Origin of the sequence: Variovorax frigidus (genome assembly GCF_051216515.1) — a bacterium.
Lineage (GTDB): Bacteria > Pseudomonadota > Gammaproteobacteria > Burkholderiales > Burkholderiaceae_C > Variovorax.
This window is the reverse complement of sequence record NZ_JBPJZF010000003.1, coordinates 548,131-567,074: the sequence shown is the minus strand read 5'-3', so window position 1 is coordinate 567,074 and position 18,944 is coordinate 548,131. Positions and strand designations below refer to the sequence as shown.

The 18,944-nt window shown below is 66.6% G+C and carries 19 protein-coding genes; 9 read left to right on the top strand and 10 right to left on the bottom strand.

Annotated elements, in window-relative coordinates:
• Nucleotides 1–47: 47 nt before the first annotated feature.
• From ACSFBC_RS12000 to ACSFBC_RS11975, 6 genes are all read right to left on the bottom strand, one after another.
• Nucleotides 48–1,586: a 2-isopropylmalate synthase gene (locus tag ACSFBC_RS12000; RefSeq protein WP_435510543.1), complete on the bottom strand. Its 1,539-nt coding sequence runs from the start codon at nt 1,584–1,586 to the stop codon at nt 48–50.
• A 51-nt stretch (nt 1,587–1,637) separates the two neighbouring features.
• Nucleotides 1,638–3,338: a 2-isopropylmalate synthase gene (leuA, locus tag ACSFBC_RS11995; RefSeq protein ID WP_435510542.1), complete on the bottom strand. Its 1,701-nt coding sequence runs from the start codon at nt 3,336–3,338 to the stop codon at nt 1,638–1,640.
• Between the two features lie 181 nt (nt 3,339–3,519).
• A complete protein-coding gene (gene pssA, locus ACSFBC_RS11990; protein WP_435510541.1) occupies nt 3,520–4,344 on the bottom strand; it encodes a CDP-diacylglycerol--serine O-phosphatidyltransferase in 825 nt (274 codons plus the stop codon).
• Nucleotides 4,345–4,506: 162 nt separating this feature from the next.
• A complete protein-coding gene (ilvC, locus tag ACSFBC_RS11985) occupies nt 4,507–5,523 on the bottom strand; it encodes a ketol-acid reductoisomerase (protein WP_475544559.1) in 1,017 nt (338 codons plus the stop codon).
• 50 nt (nt 5,524–5,573) lie between these two features.
• Complete coding sequence (gene ilvN / locus ACSFBC_RS11980) at nt 5,574–6,065, bottom strand: acetolactate synthase small subunit (RefSeq protein WP_435510540.1); 492 nt, start codon at nt 6,063–6,065, stop codon at nt 5,574–5,576.
• A gap of 121 nt (nt 6,066–6,186) precedes the next feature.
• Nucleotides 6,187–7,965: an acetolactate synthase 3 catalytic subunit gene (locus tag ACSFBC_RS11975; protein ID WP_435510539.1), complete on the bottom strand. Its 1,779-nt coding sequence runs from the start codon at nt 7,963–7,965 to the stop codon at nt 6,187–6,189.
• 286 nt (nt 7,966–8,251) lie between these two features.
• On the opposite strand from ACSFBC_RS11975, the gene ACSFBC_RS11970 reads away from it, so the two are divergent.
• Genes ACSFBC_RS11970 through ACSFBC_RS11945 form a run of 6 tightly spaced genes read left to right on the top strand, consistent with a single transcriptional unit; the run spans nt 8,252 to nt 11,636 of the window.
• A complete protein-coding gene (locus ACSFBC_RS11970; RefSeq protein ID WP_435510538.1) occupies nt 8,252–8,818 on the top strand; it encodes an RNA polymerase sigma factor in 567 nt (188 codons plus the stop codon).
• The gene (locus tag ACSFBC_RS11965; RefSeq protein ID WP_435510537.1) at nt 8,815–9,237 is read left to right on the top strand and encodes a DUF3619 family protein; all 423 of its coding nucleotides are present in this window, start codon (nt 8,815–8,817) and stop codon (nt 9,235–9,237) included. Before ACSFBC_RS11970 ends, ACSFBC_RS11965 begins: the two co-directional genes overlap by 4 nt.
• 32 nt (nt 9,238–9,269) lie before the next feature.
• Nucleotides 9,270–10,043 carry a DUF3106 domain-containing protein gene (locus ACSFBC_RS11960; protein ID WP_435510536.1) on the top strand — a complete coding sequence of 258 codons (774 nt, stop codon included), beginning with the start codon at nt 9,270–9,272 and terminating at the stop codon, nt 10,041–10,043.
• 13 nt (nt 10,044–10,056) lie between these two features.
• Nucleotides 10,057–10,614, top strand: a complete 558-nt coding sequence (locus ACSFBC_RS11955; RefSeq protein WP_435510535.1) for an RDD family protein — start codon at nt 10,057–10,059, stop codon at nt 10,612–10,614.
• Nucleotides 10,611–11,003 (top strand): diacylglycerol kinase, encoded by a 393-nt coding sequence (locus ACSFBC_RS11950; protein ID WP_435510534.1) that lies wholly within the window; start codon nt 10,611–10,613, stop codon nt 11,001–11,003. The genes ACSFBC_RS11955 and ACSFBC_RS11950 overlap by 4 nt, the downstream gene beginning before the upstream one ends.
• A gap of 42 nt (nt 11,004–11,045) precedes the next feature.
• Nucleotides 11,046–11,636 carry an LOG family protein gene (locus ACSFBC_RS11945; protein WP_435510533.1) on the top strand — a complete coding sequence of 197 codons (591 nt, stop codon included), beginning with the start codon at nt 11,046–11,048 and terminating at the stop codon, nt 11,634–11,636.
• Nucleotides 11,637–11,654: 18 nt separating this feature from the next.
• Here ACSFBC_RS11945 and ACSFBC_RS11940 read toward each other — a convergent pair whose 3' ends face one another.
• Complete coding sequence (locus ACSFBC_RS11940; RefSeq protein WP_183023686.1) at nt 11,655–11,993, bottom strand: P-II family nitrogen regulator; 339 nt, start codon at nt 11,991–11,993, stop codon at nt 11,655–11,657.
• Between the two features lie 135 nt (nt 11,994–12,128).
• Here ACSFBC_RS11940 and ACSFBC_RS11935 point away from each other — a divergent pair, with 135 nt between their 5' ends.
• The 3 genes from ACSFBC_RS11935 to ACSFBC_RS11925 all read left to right on the top strand — a co-directional run bounded on the left by ACSFBC_RS11935 (nt 12,129) and on the right by ACSFBC_RS11925 (nt 15,422).
• Nucleotides 12,129–13,076 carry a DMT family transporter gene (locus ACSFBC_RS11935; protein ID WP_435510532.1) on the top strand — a complete coding sequence of 316 codons (948 nt, stop codon included), beginning with the start codon at nt 12,129–12,131 and terminating at the stop codon, nt 13,074–13,076.
• Nucleotides 13,077–13,078: 2 nt separating this feature from the next.
• Nucleotides 13,079–14,278 (top strand): GNAT family N-acetyltransferase, encoded by a 1,200-nt coding sequence (locus tag ACSFBC_RS11930; protein ID WP_435510531.1) that lies wholly within the window; start codon nt 13,079–13,081, stop codon nt 14,276–14,278.
• 79 nt (nt 14,279–14,357) lie between these two features.
• Nucleotides 14,358–15,422: an alpha/beta hydrolase gene (locus ACSFBC_RS11925; protein WP_435510530.1), complete on the top strand. Its 1,065-nt coding sequence runs from the start codon at nt 14,358–14,360 to the stop codon at nt 15,420–15,422.
• Nucleotides 15,423–15,433: 11 nt separating this feature from the next.
• On the opposite strand, the gene ACSFBC_RS11920 is transcribed toward ACSFBC_RS11925, so the two are convergent.
• The 3 genes from ACSFBC_RS11920 to ppa form a co-directional block, all read right to left on the bottom strand.
• Complete coding sequence (locus ACSFBC_RS11920) at nt 15,434–16,627, bottom strand: DUF459 domain-containing protein (protein WP_435510529.1); 1,194 nt, start codon at nt 16,625–16,627, stop codon at nt 15,434–15,436.
• Between the two features lie 11 nt (nt 16,628–16,638).
• A complete protein-coding gene (locus ACSFBC_RS11915) occupies nt 16,639–18,060 on the bottom strand; it encodes an MBOAT family O-acyltransferase (RefSeq protein ID WP_435510528.1) in 1,422 nt (473 codons plus the stop codon).
• Between the two features lie 135 nt (nt 18,061–18,195).
• Entirely contained in the window at nt 18,196–18,723 is a 528-nt protein-coding gene (gene ppa, locus ACSFBC_RS11910) for an inorganic diphosphatase (RefSeq protein ID WP_435510527.1), read from the bottom strand.
• Between the last annotated feature and the right edge of the window lie 221 nt (nt 18,724–18,944).

Below are 18,944 nucleotides of genomic sequence, written 5' to 3'. Positions count from 1 at the left end.
TACTTGCGCCCTTTTCTTCACTCGAAACAAAAGGATCGCCTCACAACCTACCCTTGCGCTGCCACTCTCTCAGCTTGGCTCTGTAACTTGTTGAGCGCACTCAAATAAGCCTTGGCAGAAGCCACAACGATGTCGGGATCCGCCCCCACGCCGTTGACGACCCGTCCGGCGTTTTGCAGCCGAACCGTGACCTCCCCCTGGCTTTCGGTCGATCCGCTGATCGCATTCACCGAATAAAGCACCATTTCCGCCCCGCTTTTCACGTGACTCTCGATGGCCTTGAGCGAGGCATCGACCGGGCCGTTGCCGTCCGAGGTGCCGGTGACTTCCCGGCCCTGGACCGTGAAGACCACCCGGGCCTGCGGCCGCTCGCCGGTTTCGCTGTGCTGCGCCAGGGAGACGAAGCCGAACTGCTCACCAACGTTCGACCCCTCCTCGTCGCTGACGAGCGCGAGGATGTCTTCGTCGAAAATTTCGCTCTTGCGGTCGGCCAGCTCCTTGAAGCGGGCGAAAGCGGTGTTGATGTCGGCCTCGCTCTCCATGGTCACGCCCAGCTCGATCAGGCGCTGCTTGAAGGCGTTGCGCCCGCTGAGCTTGCCGAGCACGATCTTGTTGTGGCTCCAGCCCACGTCCTCGGCGCGCATGATCTCGTAGGTGTCGCGGGCCTTGAGCACGCCGTCCTGGTGGATGCCCGAGGCGTGCGCGAAGGCGTTGGCGCCGACCACGGCCTTGTTCGGCTGCACCACGAAGCCGGTGGTCTGGCTGACCATGCGGCTGGCGGCCAGGATGTGCTGGGTGTCGATGCCCAGATCGAGTCCGAAATAGTCCTTGCGCGTCTTCACCGCCATCACGATCTCTTCGAGCGAGCAGTTGCCGGCGCGCTCGCCCAGGCCGTTGATGGTGCACTCGACCTGGCGCGCGCCGCCGATCTTCACGCCGGCCAGCGAATTCGCCACCGCCATGCCCAGGTCGTTGTGGCAGTGCACCGACCAGATCGCCTTGTCGCTGTTCGGGATGCGCTCGCGCAGGGTCTTGATGAAGTTGCCGTAGAGCTCGGGAATGGCATAGCCCACGGTGTCGGGCACGTTGATGGTGGTGGCGCCCTCGGCGATCACCGCCTCGAGCACGCGGCACAGGAAGTCCACATCGCTGCGATAGCCGTCTTCCGGGCTGAACTCCACGTCGCCGACCAGGTTGCGCGCAAAGCGCACGGACAGCTTGGCCTGCTCGAACACCTCGTCGGGCGACATCCGCAGCTTCTTCTCCATGTGCAGCGGCGACGTGGCGATGAAGGTGTGGATGCGGCCGCTGGCCGCACCCTTGAGCGCCTCGGCGGCGCGCGAGATGTCGCGGTCGTTGGCGCGCGACAGCCCGCAGATGGTCGCGTCCTTGATCGTGCCCGCGATCAGCTTGACCGCTTCGAAGTCGCCGTTCGAACTGGCGGGGAAGCCGGCCTCGATGACGTCGACCTTCAGCCGCTCGAGCTGCTTGGCGATGCGCAGCTTCTCGTCCTTGGTCATGGACGCGCCTGGCGATTGCTCGCCGTCACGCAGGGTGGTGTCGAAAATGATCAGCTTGTCGGTCATCGTGGAGCTCCGTGGTTCTGGCTGGCGAACCGGCGCCGGGCGCCGGCCCGTTCAGGCGGTTTCAGCCACCGATTGTGCGCTGGCCGCGCCCTGGGCCCGCGCCCGCTCCAGGCCCGAGACGATCGCCTTGAGCGAGGCCGTGACGATGTTGGCGTCGATGCCCACGCCGAACAGCGTCTGCTGGTCGATGCGCAGCTCGAGATACGCCACGGCCTGCGCGTCGGCGCCCGCACCGATCGCGTGCTGGTGGTAGTCGATCACGCGGATCGCGTGACCGGTGTGGGTTGCGAGGGCCTGGATGAAGGCATCGATCGGGCCGTTGCCGCGCCCTTCGATGGGCTTGATCTCTCCTTCCCAAGGCAGGTCGCCCCGCAGAAGCACCGAGGCACTGGCGCCCTCGCCCTGCTCCTCGAGCACGCGGTGCTGCAAGGCCTGCACGGTCTTCAGGCCGTACTCGCGCTCGAACAAGGCGTAGAGATCGGCCGCGGTCAGTTCCTTGCCGCCCACGTCCATCACGCGCTGCACGACCTGCATGAATTCCATCTGCAGGCGGCGCGGCATCTCGATGCCGTACTCGCTCTCGAGCAGGTAGGCCATGCCGCCCTTGCCCGACTGGCTGTTGACGCGGATCACGGCTTCGTAGCTGCGGCCCACGTCCTTCGGATCGATCGGCAGATAGGGCATGTCCCAGATGTCGCCGTCCTTGCGTGCCGCGAAGGCCTTCTTGATCGCATCCTGGTGCGAACCGGAGAACGAGGTGTAGACCAGGTCGCCGACGTAGGGGTGGCGCGGATGCACCGGGAGCTGGTTGCAGTGCTCGACCGTGGCGCGGATCTCGTCGATGTTCGAGAAGTCGAGCTCGGGCGAGACGCCCTGCGTGTAGAGGTTGAGCGCGACGTTCACCAGGTCGAGGTTGCCGGTGCGCTCGCCGTTGCCGAAGAGGCAGCCCTCGATGCGCTCGGCGCCGGCCATCAGGGCCAGTTCGCCGGCGGCGGTGCCGGTCCCGCGGTCGTTGTGCGGATGCACGCACAGGATGATCGAATCGCGCCGCTCGAGATGGCGGTGCATCCACTCGATCATGTCGGCAAAGATGTTCGGCGTGGAATGCTCGACCGTGGTCGGCAGGTTGACGATGCACTTGCGCTCGGGCGTCGGCTGCCAGACAGCGGTGACCGCATCGACCACGCGCTTGGAGAACACCACGTCGGTGCCCGAGAACATTTCGGGCGAGTACTGGAAGGTCCACTGCGTGTTCGGCTGCTTCGCGGCGCAGTCGTTGAACATCCGCGCATGGGTGCTGGCGAGTTCGACGATCTGGTCCTCGTCCATGCCGAGCACCACGCGCCGCATGATCGGCGCCACGGCGTTGTAGAGATGCACGATGGCGCGCGGCGCGCCCTGCAAGGCTTCGAAGGTGCGCGTGATGAGGTGGTCGCGCGCCTGCGTCAGCACCTGGATCGTCACGTCGTCGGGGATGCGGTCTTCCTCGATCAGCTTGCGAACGAAGTCGAATTCGACCTGCGAGGCGGAAGGAAAGCCGACTTCGATTTCCTTGAAACCGATCGCCACCAGGGTCTCGAACATGCGCATCTTGCGATCGATGTCCATGGGTTCGACCAAGGCCTGGTTGCCGTCACGCAGATCCGTCGACAGCCAGATCGGCGCCTTGGTCAGAACGGCGTCGGGCCAGGTGCGGTCCTTGAGGCCGATCGGTGCAAAGGCGCGGTACTTGGCTTGCGGGTGCTTCAACATGACGATTCTTTCGATGGGTGGTTGAACCACCAGCAACCCCAAAAACAAAACGGCCCGTTGCTGGTGCGAACGGGCCGTGATGAGGGATATGCGCGTGCGCTACCGTCTCCGCCCGAAGGGGATGGCTAGTAGGGACAGCGAAATCTTGTTCATGGAAGTTGCGAATGTAGCACAGCCTCGGCTACTTGTGCAGGCCGCGCTCGTCGGGCTCGTCGGTGGAAATACTGATCATGCTCACCTGCTGGCCCTTGGCCTTGCGCCAGGCGTAGACCACGAAGCCGCTCAGACCGTAGGCGACGAACACGCCGAACAGCACGGTCGGCGGGTGGATGTTGATGACCGCGATACCCAGCGCGATGAGCACGATCACCACGAAGGGCACGCTCTTCTTCATCTGGATGTCCTTGAAGCTGTAGAACGGCGCGTTGGTCACCATCGACAGGCCGGCATAGAGCGTGAACGCAAAGGTGAGCCAGGTGATCTGGATCCACGAGAGGTACAGCACCTCGCCGCCGCGCTTGCCCCATTCGGTCATGAGCCAGATGAAGCCCGCGACCAATGCCGCGGCAGCCGGCGACGGCAGGCCCTGGAACCAGCGCTTGTCGACCACGCCGGTGTTGACGTTGAATCGCGCCAGCCGCAAGGCTGCGCAGGCGCAGTACACGAAGGCCGCGATCCAGCCCCAGCGCCCCAGGCCCTTGAGCGACCACTCGTAGGCGATCAACGCCGGCGCGGCCCCGAAGGACACCATGTCCGACAGCGAATCCATCTGCTCGCCGAAGGCACTCTGCGTGTTGGTCATGCGCGCGACGCGACCGTCGAGGCTGTCGAGAATCATCGCAGCGAACACGCCCAGCGCCGCCAGGTCGAAGCGCGCGTTCATCGCCATCACGACCGAGTAGAAGCCACCGAACAGTGCCGCCAGCGTGAACAGGTTGGGCAGGATGTAGATGCCCTTGCGGCGCTTGCGCGGCGCAATGTCGTCGGGGAGCGTGTCGTCATGCATGAAAACGGCCTCCGACAGCGGTGGCACGGGGCTTCGCAGCCTTCGAAGTCATGACGGAACGAGGGGGGAAATTCATCGGCAGCAGTGTAGTTCAGGCGCCCTGCGCACCCGGAATGGAAAAAGGCCACCGGGTGGTGGCCTTTGGGAGCGGATGTGATCCGATCAGTTGCGGGTCTGGTCGACCAGCTTGTTCTTCTTGATCCAGGGCATCATCGCGCGCAGCTTTTCGCCGACGACTTCGATCTGATGCTCGGCATTCAGGCGACGGCGGCTGATCAGCACGGGCTGGCCGGCAGCGGCTTCGAGCACAAAGCTCTTGGCGTATTCGCCGGTCTGGATGTCCTCCAGAACCTTCTTCATGGCCTTCTTGGTCTCGTCGTTCACGATGCGCGGGCCCGTGACGTACTCGCCGTATTCGGCGTTGTTCGAGATCGAGTAGTTCATGTTGGCGATGCCGCCTTCATAGATCAGGTCGACGATCAGCTTGAGTTCGTGCAGGCATTCGAAGTACGCCATTTCGGGCGCGTAGCCGGCTTCCACCAGCGTCTCGAAACCCGCCTTGATCAGTTCGACCGTGCCACCGCACAGAACCGCTTGTTCGCCGAACAGGTCGGTCTCGGTTTCTTCGCGGAAGTTGGTCTCGATGATGCCGGCCTTGCCGCCGCCGTTGGCGGTGGCGTAGCTCAGCGCCAGGTCACGGGCCTTGCCGCTCTTGTCCTGATGCACGGCCACGAGGTGGGGCACGCCGCCACCTTGCGTGTAGGTGCTGCGCACGGTGTGGCCCGGGGCCTTGGGGGCGACCATCCACACGTCGAGGTCGGCGCGCGGCTGCACGAAACCGTAGTGCACGTTGAAGCCGTGCGCGAAGACCAGCGAAGCGCCTTCCTTGATGTGGGGCGCGACGTCGTTCTTGTAGACGTTGGCGATCTGCTCGTCGGGCAGCAGGATCATGACGATGTCGGCGGCCTTGACCGCGTCGGCCACTTCGGCGACCTGCAGGCCGGCCTTGCCGACCTTGTCCCACGAGGCGCCGCCCTTGCGCAGACCGACCACGACCTTCACGCCGCTGTCGTTCAGGTTCTGGGCGTGTGCGTGGCCTTGCGAGCCGTAGCCGATGATCGCGACGGTCTTGCCCTTGATGAGGCTCAGATCGGCGTCCTTGTCGTAATAAACCTTCATGATTGCTCCTTCGTTGATCCGTTGGTGTGAGTGAACTGGAAACTGAAAAACTAGACGCGCAGGATGCGCTCGCCACGCCCGATGCCGCTGGCACCGGTACGCACCGTCTCGAGAATGGCGCCGCGATCGATGGCCTCGAGGAAGGCATCGTTCTTGGCGTGATCGCCGGTGAGCTCGATCGTGTAGCTCTTGTCGGTGACGTCGATGATGCGGCCGCGGAAGATCTCCGCCATCCGCATCATTTCTTCGCGCTCCTTGCCGACCGCGCGCACCTTCACCATCATGAGCTCGCGCTCGGTGTAGGAACCCTCGGTCAGGTCGACCACCTTGACCACTTCGATCAGGCGGTTCAGATGCTTGGTGATCTGCTCGATCACGTCATCGGAACCCGCGGTCACGATGGTCATGCGCGAGAGGCTCGGGTCCTCGGTGGGTGCGACGCTCAGCGATTCGATGTTGTAGCCGCGGGCCGAGAACAGGCCCACGACGCGGGAAAGAGCACCGGGCTCGTTTTCCAGCAAGACGGCAATGATGTGTTTCATGTGTGCGAACTCCTCTTTTCGCCGCCCTCCCCCGCGCACGGTAATGCGCGGGCTCGGCGGGCAATAGATTCGTCGAAAGGTGTGGAGTGAACCGGGACCGTCACCGGCCCCGAACTTGGGCTCAAAGGTCTTCGGAACCCAGCAGCATCTCTGTGATGCCCATCCCGGCCTTGACCATCGGGAACACGTTCTCGGTGGGGTCGGTGCGGAAATCCATGAACACGGTGCGGTCCTTGAGCTTGCGCGCTTCGCGCAACGCAGGCTCCACGTCCTGCGGCCGTTCGATCAGCATGCCGACGTGGCCATAGGCCTCGGCCAGCTTCACGAAGTTGGGCAGCGCGTCCATGTAGCTGTGGCTGTAGCGGCCCGAGTACTCGATCTCCTGCCACTGCCGCACCATGCCGAGGTAGCGGTTGTTCAGCGCGCAGATCTTGATCGGCGTGTTGTACTGCAGGCAGGTCGAGAGTTCCTGGATGCACATCTGCACCGAGCCTTCGCCGGTGATGGTGAACACCTCGGACTCCGGCTTGGCCAGCTTGATGCCCATGGCATAGGGGATGCCCACGCCCATGGTGCCAAGGCCACCCGAATTGATCCAGCGGCGCGGCTCGTCGAAGCGGTAGTACTGCGCAGCCCACATCTGGTGCTGACCCACGTCGGACGTGATGTAGGCATCGGCGTCCTTGGTCATGTTCCAGAGCGTCTCGACCACGTACTGCGGCTTGATCACATCGGTGTTGCCGCGGTCGTACTTGAGGCAATCCTTGCTGCGCCAGGTCTCGATGGTCTTCCACCAGTCGGCCAGCGCGCCGGCATCGGGCTTCTGCGTGGCTTCGCGGATCATCGAGATCAGCTCGGTCAGCACGTCCTTGACGTCGCCGACGATCGGGATGTCGACCTTGACGCGCTTGGAGATGCTCGACGGGTCGATGTCGATGTGGATGATCTTGCGTTCGTTCTGCGCGAAATGCTTGGGGTTGCCGATCACGCGATCGTCGAAGCGTGCGCCCACGGCCAGCAGCACGTCGCAGTTCTGCATCGCGTTGTTGGCCTCGATCGTGCCGTGCATGCCAAGCATGCCCAGGAACTTGCGGTCGCTCGCGGGATAGGCGCCCAGGCCCATCAGCGTGTTCGTGACCGGGTAACCCAGCATGTCGACCAGCGTGCGCAGTTCGTTCGTGGCGTTGCTCAGCAGCACGCCGCCGCCGGTGTAGATGTAGGGGCGCTTGGCGTTCAACAGCAGCTGCAGCGCCTTGCGGATCTGGCCGCCATGGCCCTTGCGCACCGGGTTGTACGAGCGCATCTCGACCTTGTCGGGATAGCCGTGGTACGGGACCTTCTTGAAGGAGACGTCCTTCGGGATGTCGACCACCACCGGACCCGGACGACCGGTGCGTGCGATGTGGAAGGCCTTCTTCATCGTCATGGCCAGATCCTTGGGATCCTTGACGAGGAAGTTGTGCTTGACGATGGGACGGGTGATGCCGACCGTGTCGCATTCCTGGAACGCATCGAGCCCGATGGCCGCCGTCGGCACCTGGCCCGAGATAATCACCATCGGGATCGAATCCATGTAGGCCGTCGCGATGCCCGTGACCGCATTGGTCAGGCCCGGACCGGAGGTGACCAGCGCCACCCCGACTTCGCCGGTGGCACGCGCATAGCCGTCCGCTGCATGCACGGCCGCCTGTTCGTGGCGCACCAGCACATGCTGAATCGTGTCTTGCTTGTAGAAAGCGTCGTAGATGTAGAGAACCGCACCGCCGGGATAGCCCCAGATGTACTGAACGCCTTCGGCCTGAAGGGCCTTGACCAGCACCTCTGCGCCCATGAGTTCTTGCGGTGCGCCGCCTGCAGACGCGGCTGCCGCGGAAGCGATCTCCGCCTTGGAGATTTCCATGATGATGAACCTTTCGAGTTTTCGGGAACGAAAAACCTTGGGTGCCCCTTGCCAACCCTTGTGAGGTCGCGTCAGGACTTGAGGCCAAAGCCATGAGCGAACTGATGTTCCGCCGGACCTTGACCCGTTTGCCTTTGAATTGCAGCGCGCATTATGACACTGAAGACTCGCGCCCCCTCGGCCGCCGACGCCGAAGCACGCACGATGCAATAATCCGGGCCGACAAGAGCACCGCTTGCGCGGGGCGCGAGAACCCCCACACGGCGCCACAAGGCGTCCTCTTCCGTTGGCTACCGAACAAGAACTGTCCGATTTTCTGAAAGGCGTGGAACGCCGAGCCTTCAAGCGCTCGATCTACCACGTACGGGACGAGGAAGCCGCGCTCGACATCGTGCAGGACAGCATGATGAAGCTGTCGGAGCACTACGGCGACAAGCCGATTGCCGAATTGCCGATGCTGTTCCAGCGCATCCTGTCGAACTGCACGCTCGACTGGTTTCGCCGGCAGAAGACGCGTCGCGCGCTGTTTTCCAACCTCAGCGACTTCGAAACGCCCGACGACAGCGGAGATTTCGACCTGCTGGAGAACTTCGTCTCGCCGACCGACTCCAGAGAAACGGAGAGCGCGGAGACCAGTACCGAGCGGGCGCAGGTGTTCCATGAAATTGAAGAACAGATCGCGGCTTTGCCCGGCCGTCAACGCGAGGCTTTCCTGATGCGTTACTGGGAGGAAATGGATGTGGCCGAAACGGCTGCCGCCATGGGCTGCTCCGAAGGCAGCGTCAAAACCCACTGCTCGCGCGCCGTCCATGCGTTGAGCAAAGCGCTCAAGGCCAAGGGAATATCGCTATGAACACTTCGCTTCCGCGCTCCGGTCAGACCCCGGAGGCGCAATTCGGCCGTCGCGTCGCGGCCCGGCTGTCCACCGGCACGGATGCGTTGCCCCACGACATCGGCGAACGCCTGCGCGTCGCCCGTTCGCAGGCGCTCGCCCGGCGCAAGCTCCCTGCGCGTGCGGCTCCCGTCGTGGTGGCCGCCGGCGATGGCACGGCCACGCTGGGCAGCACCTGGTGGACGCGCCTGGGCGCCGTCGTGCCCCTGGTGGCCCTGGTGGTCGGCCTGATCAGCATCAGCGTCTGGCAGGACGAGCAGCGCACCAGCGAGCTGGCCGATCTCGACTCGGCCCTGCTGACCGACGCCCTGCCCCCGGCCGCCTACACCGACCCCGGCTTCGCCCAGTTCCTCAAATCCGACGCTGCCCAGCCTCACTGACCCCTGTTCGCTTCGAACGCCATTTGTTCCGCATGCCGCTTCACCCTGCCTCCCGTCCGCACACGCCGCCCAGATCGCACGCCGCGCCACGCCCGGGTGTCGTGCTGTGCGCGGGCGCGGTGCTGATGCTGGCCATGGGCGGCTGGGCTGCGTTGGCGAGCGCACAGGGCCCCAGCGTGGGCGCGGCCGCTTCGTCCCCTTCGGCCACCAAGGCGCCCTCGAAGCCCTTGTGGCGTGACCTCGGCGCCAAACAACAGCAGGCGCTGCTGCCACTGGCCGCGCATTGGGACAGCCTCAACGAGGCCCACAAACGCAAGTGGCTCGCTTTTTCGCGCAACTACGCCCAGCTGTCGCCCGCCGACAAGACGACGCTGCACAGCCGCATGACCGAGTGGGCCATCTTGAGTCCGCAGCAGCGCGCCCAGGCCCGCTTCAATTTCGCCGAAGTCAAACAGGTTCCCCCGGACGAGCGCAAGGCGAAGTGGGAGGCCTACCAGGCGCTGACACCCGAAGCCCGACGCCAGCTGGCAGAGCGCGCAGCGCCGCACCCTCCCGGCGCGACCGCCACCATCCGGCCGGTACCGGCCCAGAAGCTGGCGCCCGTGCCCTCGGGCGGCGTCAAGGGCCAACACACGGCGCGGATCGAACTGACACCGCCCCCGCCCCCGGCGCCGCCTATGATCGCGGCACCTTCCGTGGCGGTCGAAACCCCGGCACCGGCCCCCCCGCCGGTGTCCGCGCCCGCTCCGGCCCCGGCCCCCGTGCCGCCGGCGCGCATGACAGAACAGCCTTCGTCCGCGCCCTGATCCTTTCTTGTCGATGACTTCGAGTTTTCCTGACGTCGCCGGCGCCGCTGGCGAGCCTGTCGGCGCCGCCCTGCCCCCCGCGATGGTGACCCCTGGCCTCTGGCGCCGCATGGCCTGCTGGCTCTACGAGGGCATGCTGATGTTCGCCGTGGTCTTCGTGTCGGCCTGGCTGTTCAGCACGCTGGGGCAGATGCGCGACGCGATGGATTCACGCCGCTCGCTGCTGCAGGCCTTCCTGTTCGTGATCTTCGGCGTCTACTTCGGCTGGTTCTGGGCCCGCGGCCAGACGCTGGCCATGAAGACCTGGAACATCCGCGTGGTCGACCGCCAGGGCCGTGCGATCACGCAGGCCCGTGCGCTGCTGCGCTACCTGCTGAGCTGGGTCTGGTTCCTGCCGCCGCTGGCGGCCATCGCGCCCTTCAAGCTCTCGGGCGGCGAGTCGGCGCTGCTGGTCAGCGGCTGGGTGATCGTCTGGGCACTGCTGGCCCGCTTCCATCCGCAACGCCAGTTCTGGCACGACGCCTGGGCCGGCACGCGGCTGATCACGTCCAAGCCGATGAGCCGCATATGAGCGATTCGGCACCGGTCAACCCGCAGAAGTCGCGCACCGGTCTGCGCCGCGTCTGGCATGCCGCGCTGATCTCGATCGACGGCTACCGAGCCGGCTGGCGCGAGCCGGCCTTTCGCCAGGAAGTGGTGTGCGCCATCGTCATGGTGCCGGCCGCCTTCTGGGTCGGCCGCAACTGGGTCGAGACCGCGCTGCTGATCGCGACCGTGGTGCTGGTGCTGATCGTCGAGCTGCTCAACAGCGGCATCGAAGCCGCGATCGACCGCATCGGCCCCGAATGGCACAGTTTCTCCAAGGATGCCAAGGACATGGGCAGCGCCGCGGTGCTGCTGTCCATCCTGCTGTGCGGCGGCGTCTGGCTGGCCGCACTCTGGCAACGTTTTTCCGTCTAGCTTTGGGCCGGGGCCGTCACACGGTCGCGGCATGATCGACACATGACCCCCTCTTTTTCGATTTGCGTCTATTGCGGCTCGCGTCCTGGCGAGCGTCCCGAGTTCACCGCGGTGGCCGAAGCCGTCGGCCGATGGATCGGCGAGCGCGGCGGCCAGCTGGTCTACGGTGGCGGCCGCACCGGCCTGATGGGCACGGTGGCCGAGGCCACGCGCGCCGCCGGTGGCCGCGTGGTCGGCATCATTCCCAAGGCCCTGGTCGACAAGGAGCTGGCGAACCGCCTGTGCGACGAGCTGCACGTCGTCGACACCATGCACGAGCGCAAGGCGCTGATGGGCGAGCGCGCCGACGCCTTCATCGCGCTGCCCGGCGGCATCGGCACCTTCGAGGAACTGTTCGAGATCTGGACCTGGCGCCAGCTGGGCTACCACGACAAGCCGGTGGGCATCCTGAACACCGCGGGCTACTACGAGCAGCTGCTGGGCTTCCTCGGCAACTGCGTGCGCGAGGGTTTCATGGGCGAGTGGCAGATGGACCTGGTGCGCAGCGGGCCCGATGCCGAGGCCCTGCTCGAAGCGCTGCTCATGGAAGCACGCAGCCGGCCGAGCGGCGACAAGCTGGCGGAGATCGTCTAACGGGGGAAGAAGAAGCGGTCAGACCGCCGCTTCGCCCTCTTCGCCGGTGCGGATGCGCACCACGCGCTCGACTTCGGTCACGAAGATCTTGCCGTCGCCGATCTTGCCGGTGCGCGCCGCGCCGATGATGGCCTCGACGCAACGGTCGACGTCGGCCTCGTTGGCCACGACCTCGATCTTCATCTTGGGCAGGAAGTCGACCACGTACTCCGCGCCGCGGTAGAGCTCGGTGTGGCCCTTCTGGCGGCCGAAGCCCTTGACCTCGGTCACGGTGAGGCCCGTGACGCCGACCTCGGCCAACGCCTCGCGCACGTCGTCGAGCTTGAAGGGTTTGACGATGACGGTGATGAGTTTCATGGGCGGGGCGTCCTGCGATGTCTTTTGCCTCTTCGAAGTGAAAAGGCGCTGGACGATTATGTCATCGGCCTTTCATGCGCGCGCGTGAGTCCCCGCGACAGCAGGGGCGGCCGGGGGCTGTTAGGCTCCCCGCCGATGCGCGCCAGCTCCCCTCGTCCGTCTTTCTTCGCCAATTTTTTCGAATGGTTCACCGGGCAGGCCTATGTGCTGCTCGTGCTCACCATGCTGATCTGGGGCGCCAACGCGGTGGCGGCGCGGCTCGCGGTCGGCGAGGTGCCGCCAATGCTGCTGACCTTCCTGCGCTGGGGGATCTGCTGCACCGCCCTGGTGCTCACCTCGCGCGGACAGATCGCCACGCACTGGCGCACGCTGCTGCCCTCGTGGCGCTACGTGGCCCTGATGGGCACCATGGGCTTCACCGCCTTCAATGCGATGTTCTACGCGGCGGCGTACCACACGACCGCGATCAACATCGCGATCATCCAGGGCACGATGCCGATGCTGGTGTTGGTCGGCAGCTTCTTTTTCTACCGCACGCGCATCACGGCCCTGCAACTCGTGGGCGTGGCCATGACCATCGCCGGCATCGCGGTGGTCGCCTCTCAGGGCCGACTGGCCGTGCTCGCCGGCCTGCAGTTCAACATCGGCGACGTCTGGATGGTCATCGCCTGCCTGTTCTATGCGGGCTATGCGCTGGGGCTGCGCCGCCGACCGCCGGTGCCGGCCATCGTCTTCTTCGCGGCCACCGCCGCCGTGGCCGCGCTGGTGTCGCTGCCGCTGGTCGCGGTGGAGATCGCCATGGGCCAGTCCTACCTGCCGACGGGCAAGGGCCTGCTGCTGATCCTGTTCATCGGCCTGCTGCCCTCCTTCGTCTCGCAGCTGACCTTCATCCAGGCCGTGAGCCTGATCGGCCCCGCGCGGGCCGGCATGTTCATGAACCTGGTGCCGATTTTCGGGCCGCTGCTCGCGGTGCTGGTGCTGGGCGAACCGCTGTGGCCGTACCACGCGGCCGCGCTGGCCCTGGTGCTGGGCGGCATCTATGTGGCCGAGCACCTCGGCGCACGCCAGCCGGCCAAGGCATGAGCATGGCCGACCCCGTGCTGCGCCTCCACGGCGCCCCCTCCGACATCGACGCCGCGGCCTGGAACGAACTGCTCGCCGCGCAGCCCGCGCCCAGCCCCTTCATGCGGCACGAGTACCTCGACGCGCTGCACCGCAGCGGCAGCGCCACGCCCGAAAGCGGCTGGACCGCGCAGTTCGCCACGCTGTGGCGCGGCAAGAAGCTGCTGGCCGCCTGCCCGCTGTACGTCAAGGACCATTCCTACGGCGAGTACGTGTTCGACTGGGCCTGGGCCAACGCCTACGAGCAGCACGGCCTGGCCTACTACCCCAAGGCCGTGGTGGCCGTGCCCTTCACGCCCGTGCCCGGTGCACGCCTGCTGGCCCGCGACGCCGCGAGCCGCGCGCTGCTGGTGCAGGGTCTGCTCCAGTTCTGCAAGCAGGCGGAGCTGTCTTCGCTGCACCTGCTGTTCGGGGCGGACGAGGACATCGCAGCCTGCACCGAAGCCGGCTTGATGACGCGCAACACGGTGCAGTTCCACTGGAAGAACATTGCTCCCACGCTCGGCACCGGGACCGTGGAACCACCCGGCGGCTATGCCGACTTCGAAGCCTTCCTCGCCAGCCTCGCTCACGACAAGCGCAAGAAGATCCGCCAGGAGCGCCGCAAGGTCGCCGAGGCGGGCGTGCGCTTCCGCTCGGCGCGCGGCAGCGAGATCACACCCGCCGACTGGGATTTCTTCTACCGCTGCTACGCCCGCACCTACCGCGAGCACGGCAATGCGCCCTACCTGACGCGCGACTTCTTCCAGCGCATGGCAGACACGCTGCCCGAGGCCTGGCTGCTGTTCGTGGCCGAGCGCGAGGGGAAGCCGATCGCCTCCAGCCTGATCGCGCTGTCGCTCGACGGCGCCGATGCACCCACCGCAGCCTACGGCCGCTACTGGGGCGCACTCGAACGCGTCGACTGCCTGCACTTCGAGGCCTGCTACTACCAGCCGCTGGCCTGGTGCATCGCGCACGGCGTGCAGCGCTTCGAAGGCGGCGCGCAGGGCGAGCACAAGATGGCGCGCGCGCTGATGCCGGTCAGGACCACCAGCGCCCATTGGCTCGCACACCCCGCCTTCGCCGATGCGGTCGAGCGCTTTCTCGAACGCGAGGGCGCAGGCATCGAGAACTACATGGAACACCTGGACGAGCGCAGCCCGTTCAAGGCGGCGACCTGAGGGCAAGCGGCGCGACAATCACAGCTGTCGCGCACCGGAACCCCGCATGCCATTTCAGCCTTCCAGATCCTTGTTGCTCTTGTCCTCCGCCCTGCGCCCGGCCCTCGCGGCCGGCCTGACCACCCTCCTGCTGTTCGCACCGGCCCACGCCCAGGCCCCGCGCGCCATGACCTCTTCCTACAGCCCCGAAAGCTACAAGGCACGCGAGACCCACGGTGGGGTCGACGTGCGCGTGATCGGCGACGGCGCGCAGCGCGCCTACCTGTTCGTGCCGGCGCGCCCGCGACCGGTCGGCCAGGTGCCGGTGGTGTTGCTGCACCACGGCTGGCTCGGCATGAGCCCGCTCAACTTCGGCGCCATGATCGACCACCTGGCCCGCAGCGGCCACGCGGTGGTCTACCCGGTCTACCAGGATTCGGACAAGACCTCGCCGCAGACGGTCACCGAGGCCGCGGGCGCGGCCAACCGGCGCGCGCTCGATGTGCTCGAGAAGAGCTTCGGCCTGCGGCCCGAGCCCGGCCGCACGCTGTACTACGGCTTCTCGATGGGCGCGGCGATCTCGCTGGGCCTGGCGCTCGATCCGCAGCGCTTCAACCTGCCGCCGCCCGATGCCATCGTGCTCACCGGACCGGGCGACGCGCACCATGTGGCGCGCGGCGAGCTCGGCCGAAGCATCATCGGACCCATCCAGCTGCTGCCGCCCACCTTGCCGATCGCGATCGTGACCGGCGAAGTCGACCCGATCGGCCTGCCCACGGCCCGCAAGCTGATGGCCAAGCTGTGCCACATCCCGCGCGAACGTCGCGTGCTGATGGTGCTGCCATCGGACGAGAACAACGGCCGCAAGGTCATGGCCGGCCACGGCTCGCCGGGCGCACCGGACAGCCGCTACGACTTCGCGCTGTCCTCGCAGGATTTCCCGTCCACAGTGCCGGGCCGCCCCGCCTACGAGGCCTCGGGCTCGCTCAACCAGCTCGACTTCCATGGCTACTGGAAGGTGGTCGACGGCGTGCTCGACAGCCTGCGGCTGGGCACGCTGCAGCCGGTGGTGTTCGGTGCCGGCACGCCCGAGCAGCTCTCGCTGGGCAGTTGGCCCGACGGCACGCCCTACAAGCCGGCGCGGCTCGAAGATCCCTGCCGCTGAACGCTTTCTCTTCAGGAACCGCTGCGCGGAGCTGACGGCGGCGGTGGCGCAGGGTTGAGCCAGCGCACGAGGTCGGGCGTGATGAGCCCGGCGCCCTCGTCGGACAGATGGATGCCGTCGGCCTCGCGCAGCCGCACCGTCTTCTTGCCATCGGCCCGCAGCCCGAACTCGCGGAACGCGCCGTTGGCGTCGGCGATGCGGCCCATCGGGTTCCACCAGATGGCGCGCGGCTCGCGCGCCACGGCCTCGCGCGCGATCTCGTTGATGGTCTCCATGCGCGCATTGAACTTGGCCGACTTCATCGGCGGCAGCTGCAGCCACAGCACCAGGGCGCCGTCGCGCGCCAGAAGGGCCAGATAGTCCGCGATCCGCTTGGCATAGACCGCGTGCCACTCGGGCGTGCCGAAGGCCTTGACCTTGCCGCCCTCGACGAAGCCCTGGCCGTCGTTGGCGCCGATGGCGACGATCACCACGTCGGGCCGCCGGTGCTCGAGCATCAGCGGGTACTCGTTGAGCCAGTCGAACACCTCGGGCCGGGCCAGGCCGGTGGCCGAGCGGTAGGCCTTGAGCGTGACGATGCTGTCGCGGTACGGCGCGAGATCGCGCTGGAGCTGCGCGCTCAGGCCGACGGCCATCACCGAATCGCCCGCCAGTGCGACGATGCGCGGCCGTGCGGCCGTGGCCTGCGGCAGCGGCGTCAGCGCGGTGCCACTCTGCGACGCCGGGGCCACGGGCAAGGCCTCGACCGGGCCGGCCGGCGGAACCGCTGCAGGCGCCACCGCCACAGCGGGCGCCACGGCCACGGCAGGCGCAGTCGGCGGCGCCTGGGTCGGAGCCGCCACGGGCGCTGACGCTGCGGGCGACGGCGACGGTGCTGGTGCCTGCGTCGCCACCACCATCGCCGGCGGCGCTCCCTTGCCATCGTCCTGCGGCATGTCGCTCCAGCCGCTGCGCGCCAGCGTCTCGAGCGCGCGTGGTCGCCAGGCCGCGATGCCCAGCGGCGTGAGCGCGCCGTCGAGCGCGCGCGCACCCTGCGCCAGGTGCTGCTGCAGCGGGCCGACCTCGAGCCGGTCGGCCCAGACGATCAGGCCGCGCGATTCGAGCAGCGCGATCACGAGCACGAAGCCGGTCGCGACCAGCGCCAGCTGGCGGCGGTCGTTGCGCAGCACGCGGCGCAACATGCTGGGCGAGGAAGAGCGGGTCATCGGCGCCATGCTCAGAACTGGAAGTAGATGAAGGGCGCGATCCCGGTCGGGCCCAGCAGGTCGATCGCGAACACGGCCGTGGCCAGCGCGCCGCCGCGCAGCAGCGCGGGCCAGCGCCCGAGGCCGAGCTCGAGTGCGTTGAACCAGCGGCGCGGCACGTACTGGCCTGCGAGCCCGAGGGTCAGCGCGATCAGCACCGGCCCGGTGGCCAGCGTCAGCACGCCTGGCTCGGCCAGCCGGCCGAAGACAGCGAAGGCCAGGTCGAAGCTGGGCGCACGGAAGAACACCCAGGCCGCGCACACCGCATGGAACAGCAGCAGCCGCGCGATCCAGCGCCAGGCCACGGTCGTGCGCCAGCGCACCAGCGCCGGCCAGGGCAAGGCCGCCCAGACACGGTGGATCACGAGGTACAGGCCATGCAGCGCGCCCCAGACCACGAAGGTCCAGGCCGCGCCATGCCACAGGCCGCCCAGCAGCATCGTGGCCATCAGGTTGAGGCTGGTGCGCCAGGGGCCGCCGCGCGAGCCGCCCAGCGGGATGTAGAGGTAGTCGCGCAGCCAGGTCGACAGCGAGATGTGCCAGCGCCGCCAGAACTCCTGCGGGCTGCCCGACACGTAGGGCGCGTCGAAGTTGCGCGGGAAGCGGTAGCCCAGCAGCAGCGCACAGCCGATCGCGATGTCGGTGTAGCCCGAGAAGTCGCAGTAGATCTGCACCGCGTAGCCGTACACCGCCAGCAGCATGTCCCAGCCGCCGTAGATGCGCGGGTTCGAGAACACCGGGTCGACCAGCTGCGTGGCCAGCAGGTTGGCCACCACCACCTTCTTGAACAGGCCCACGACGATCAGCATCAGGCCGCGGTTCACGCGCACCGCATCGGGCCGGCGGCGCTCCAGCAGCTGCGGCATGAACTGCGAGGCGCGCAGGATCGGGCCGGCGATCAGCTGCGGGAAGAAGGCCACGTAGAGCAGCACGTCGGGGATGCGCACTGCCTGCTTGAGCTTGCGGCGATACACATCGCCCAGCAGCGAGATCGCGTGGAAGACGAAGAAGGACACGCCGAGCGGCAGCGCCACGCTGTCGAGCTGGAGCGCGGGCGGCGTGCCGAAGGCGCCCCAGGCGTCGATCAGCGCCAGCAGCAGGAAGGTCGTGTACTTGTAATGGACCAGCACCGCGAGGCAGACCACCACGCCGAACACCAGCCAGCGCTTGCGCACCTTCGCGTCCTCGCTGCGCTGGATGCGCTGCGCCACCAACCCCGCGAACAGCGAGATGCCGAACAGCAGCGGCACATAGGCCCAGTTCCAGAAGCCGTAGAAGACGTAGCTGGCGATCAGCAGGAAGGCCTTGTGCGCGTCCAGCCATCGGCAGAGTCCCCAGGCCACCGCGAGCACGAGCAGGAAGAAGAGGCCGTACTCGACCGTGGGAAACAGCATGGCGACAGAGGCGAGAGGGAGCGGTGAAGGCGATGGATTGTAGGGGCGCGTTTCGCGCGCACCCGGGAACCGACAGGCAGCAAAAAGCGCCACGGCCCCGAGGGGGCGGTGGCGCTTCGTCTGTGCGACGCCGGATTACTTCGTGTAGTTGGCGATGCCGTCCAGGATTTCCTTCTTGGCCGAATCGATGCCTTCCCAGCCGAGGATCTTGACCCACTTGCCGGCTTCCAGGTCCTTGTAGTGCTCGAAGAAGTGGCTGATGGCCTTCAGGCGCATCGGGTTCACGTCGTCGATCGAATTCCAGTGGCTGTAGATCGGCAGCACCTTGGTGGTGGGCACGGCCAGCACCTTGCCGTCGACACCCGCCTCGTCTTCCATCATCAGGATGCCCAGGGGACGGCAAGGCACCACCACGCCCGGCAGCAGCGGGTACGGGGCGATCACCAGCACGTCGACCGGGTCGCCGTCGCCCGACAGCGTCTGCGGCACGTAGCCGTAATTAGCGGGGTAGTACATCGCGGTCGTCATGAAGCGATCGACGAACAGCGCGCCCGATTCCTTGTCCACCTCGTACTTGATCGGGTCCGAGTTCATCGGGATCTCGATGACCACGTTGAAGGCGTCGGGAAGGTTCTTGCCGGGGGAAACTTTGTCGAAGGACATGGTTTTAGCGGTGTAGTGAAAAGTTGGGGGTGGATTCGGACAAACCCGAAGTTTACTTTCGTGGCCCGCCCCGACCGCACCACGCCGCGGCATTTGCCTGTAAATTGCCGCCGTTGGCCAATCGGTCTGTGTCGTTCCACGGTGCAGGCTTCGAGGAAGCAACGCGACGGCAGCCTTGACCCGTACGCGTTGCGCACCGGGCCGGGCTCTCGTCTCCACAA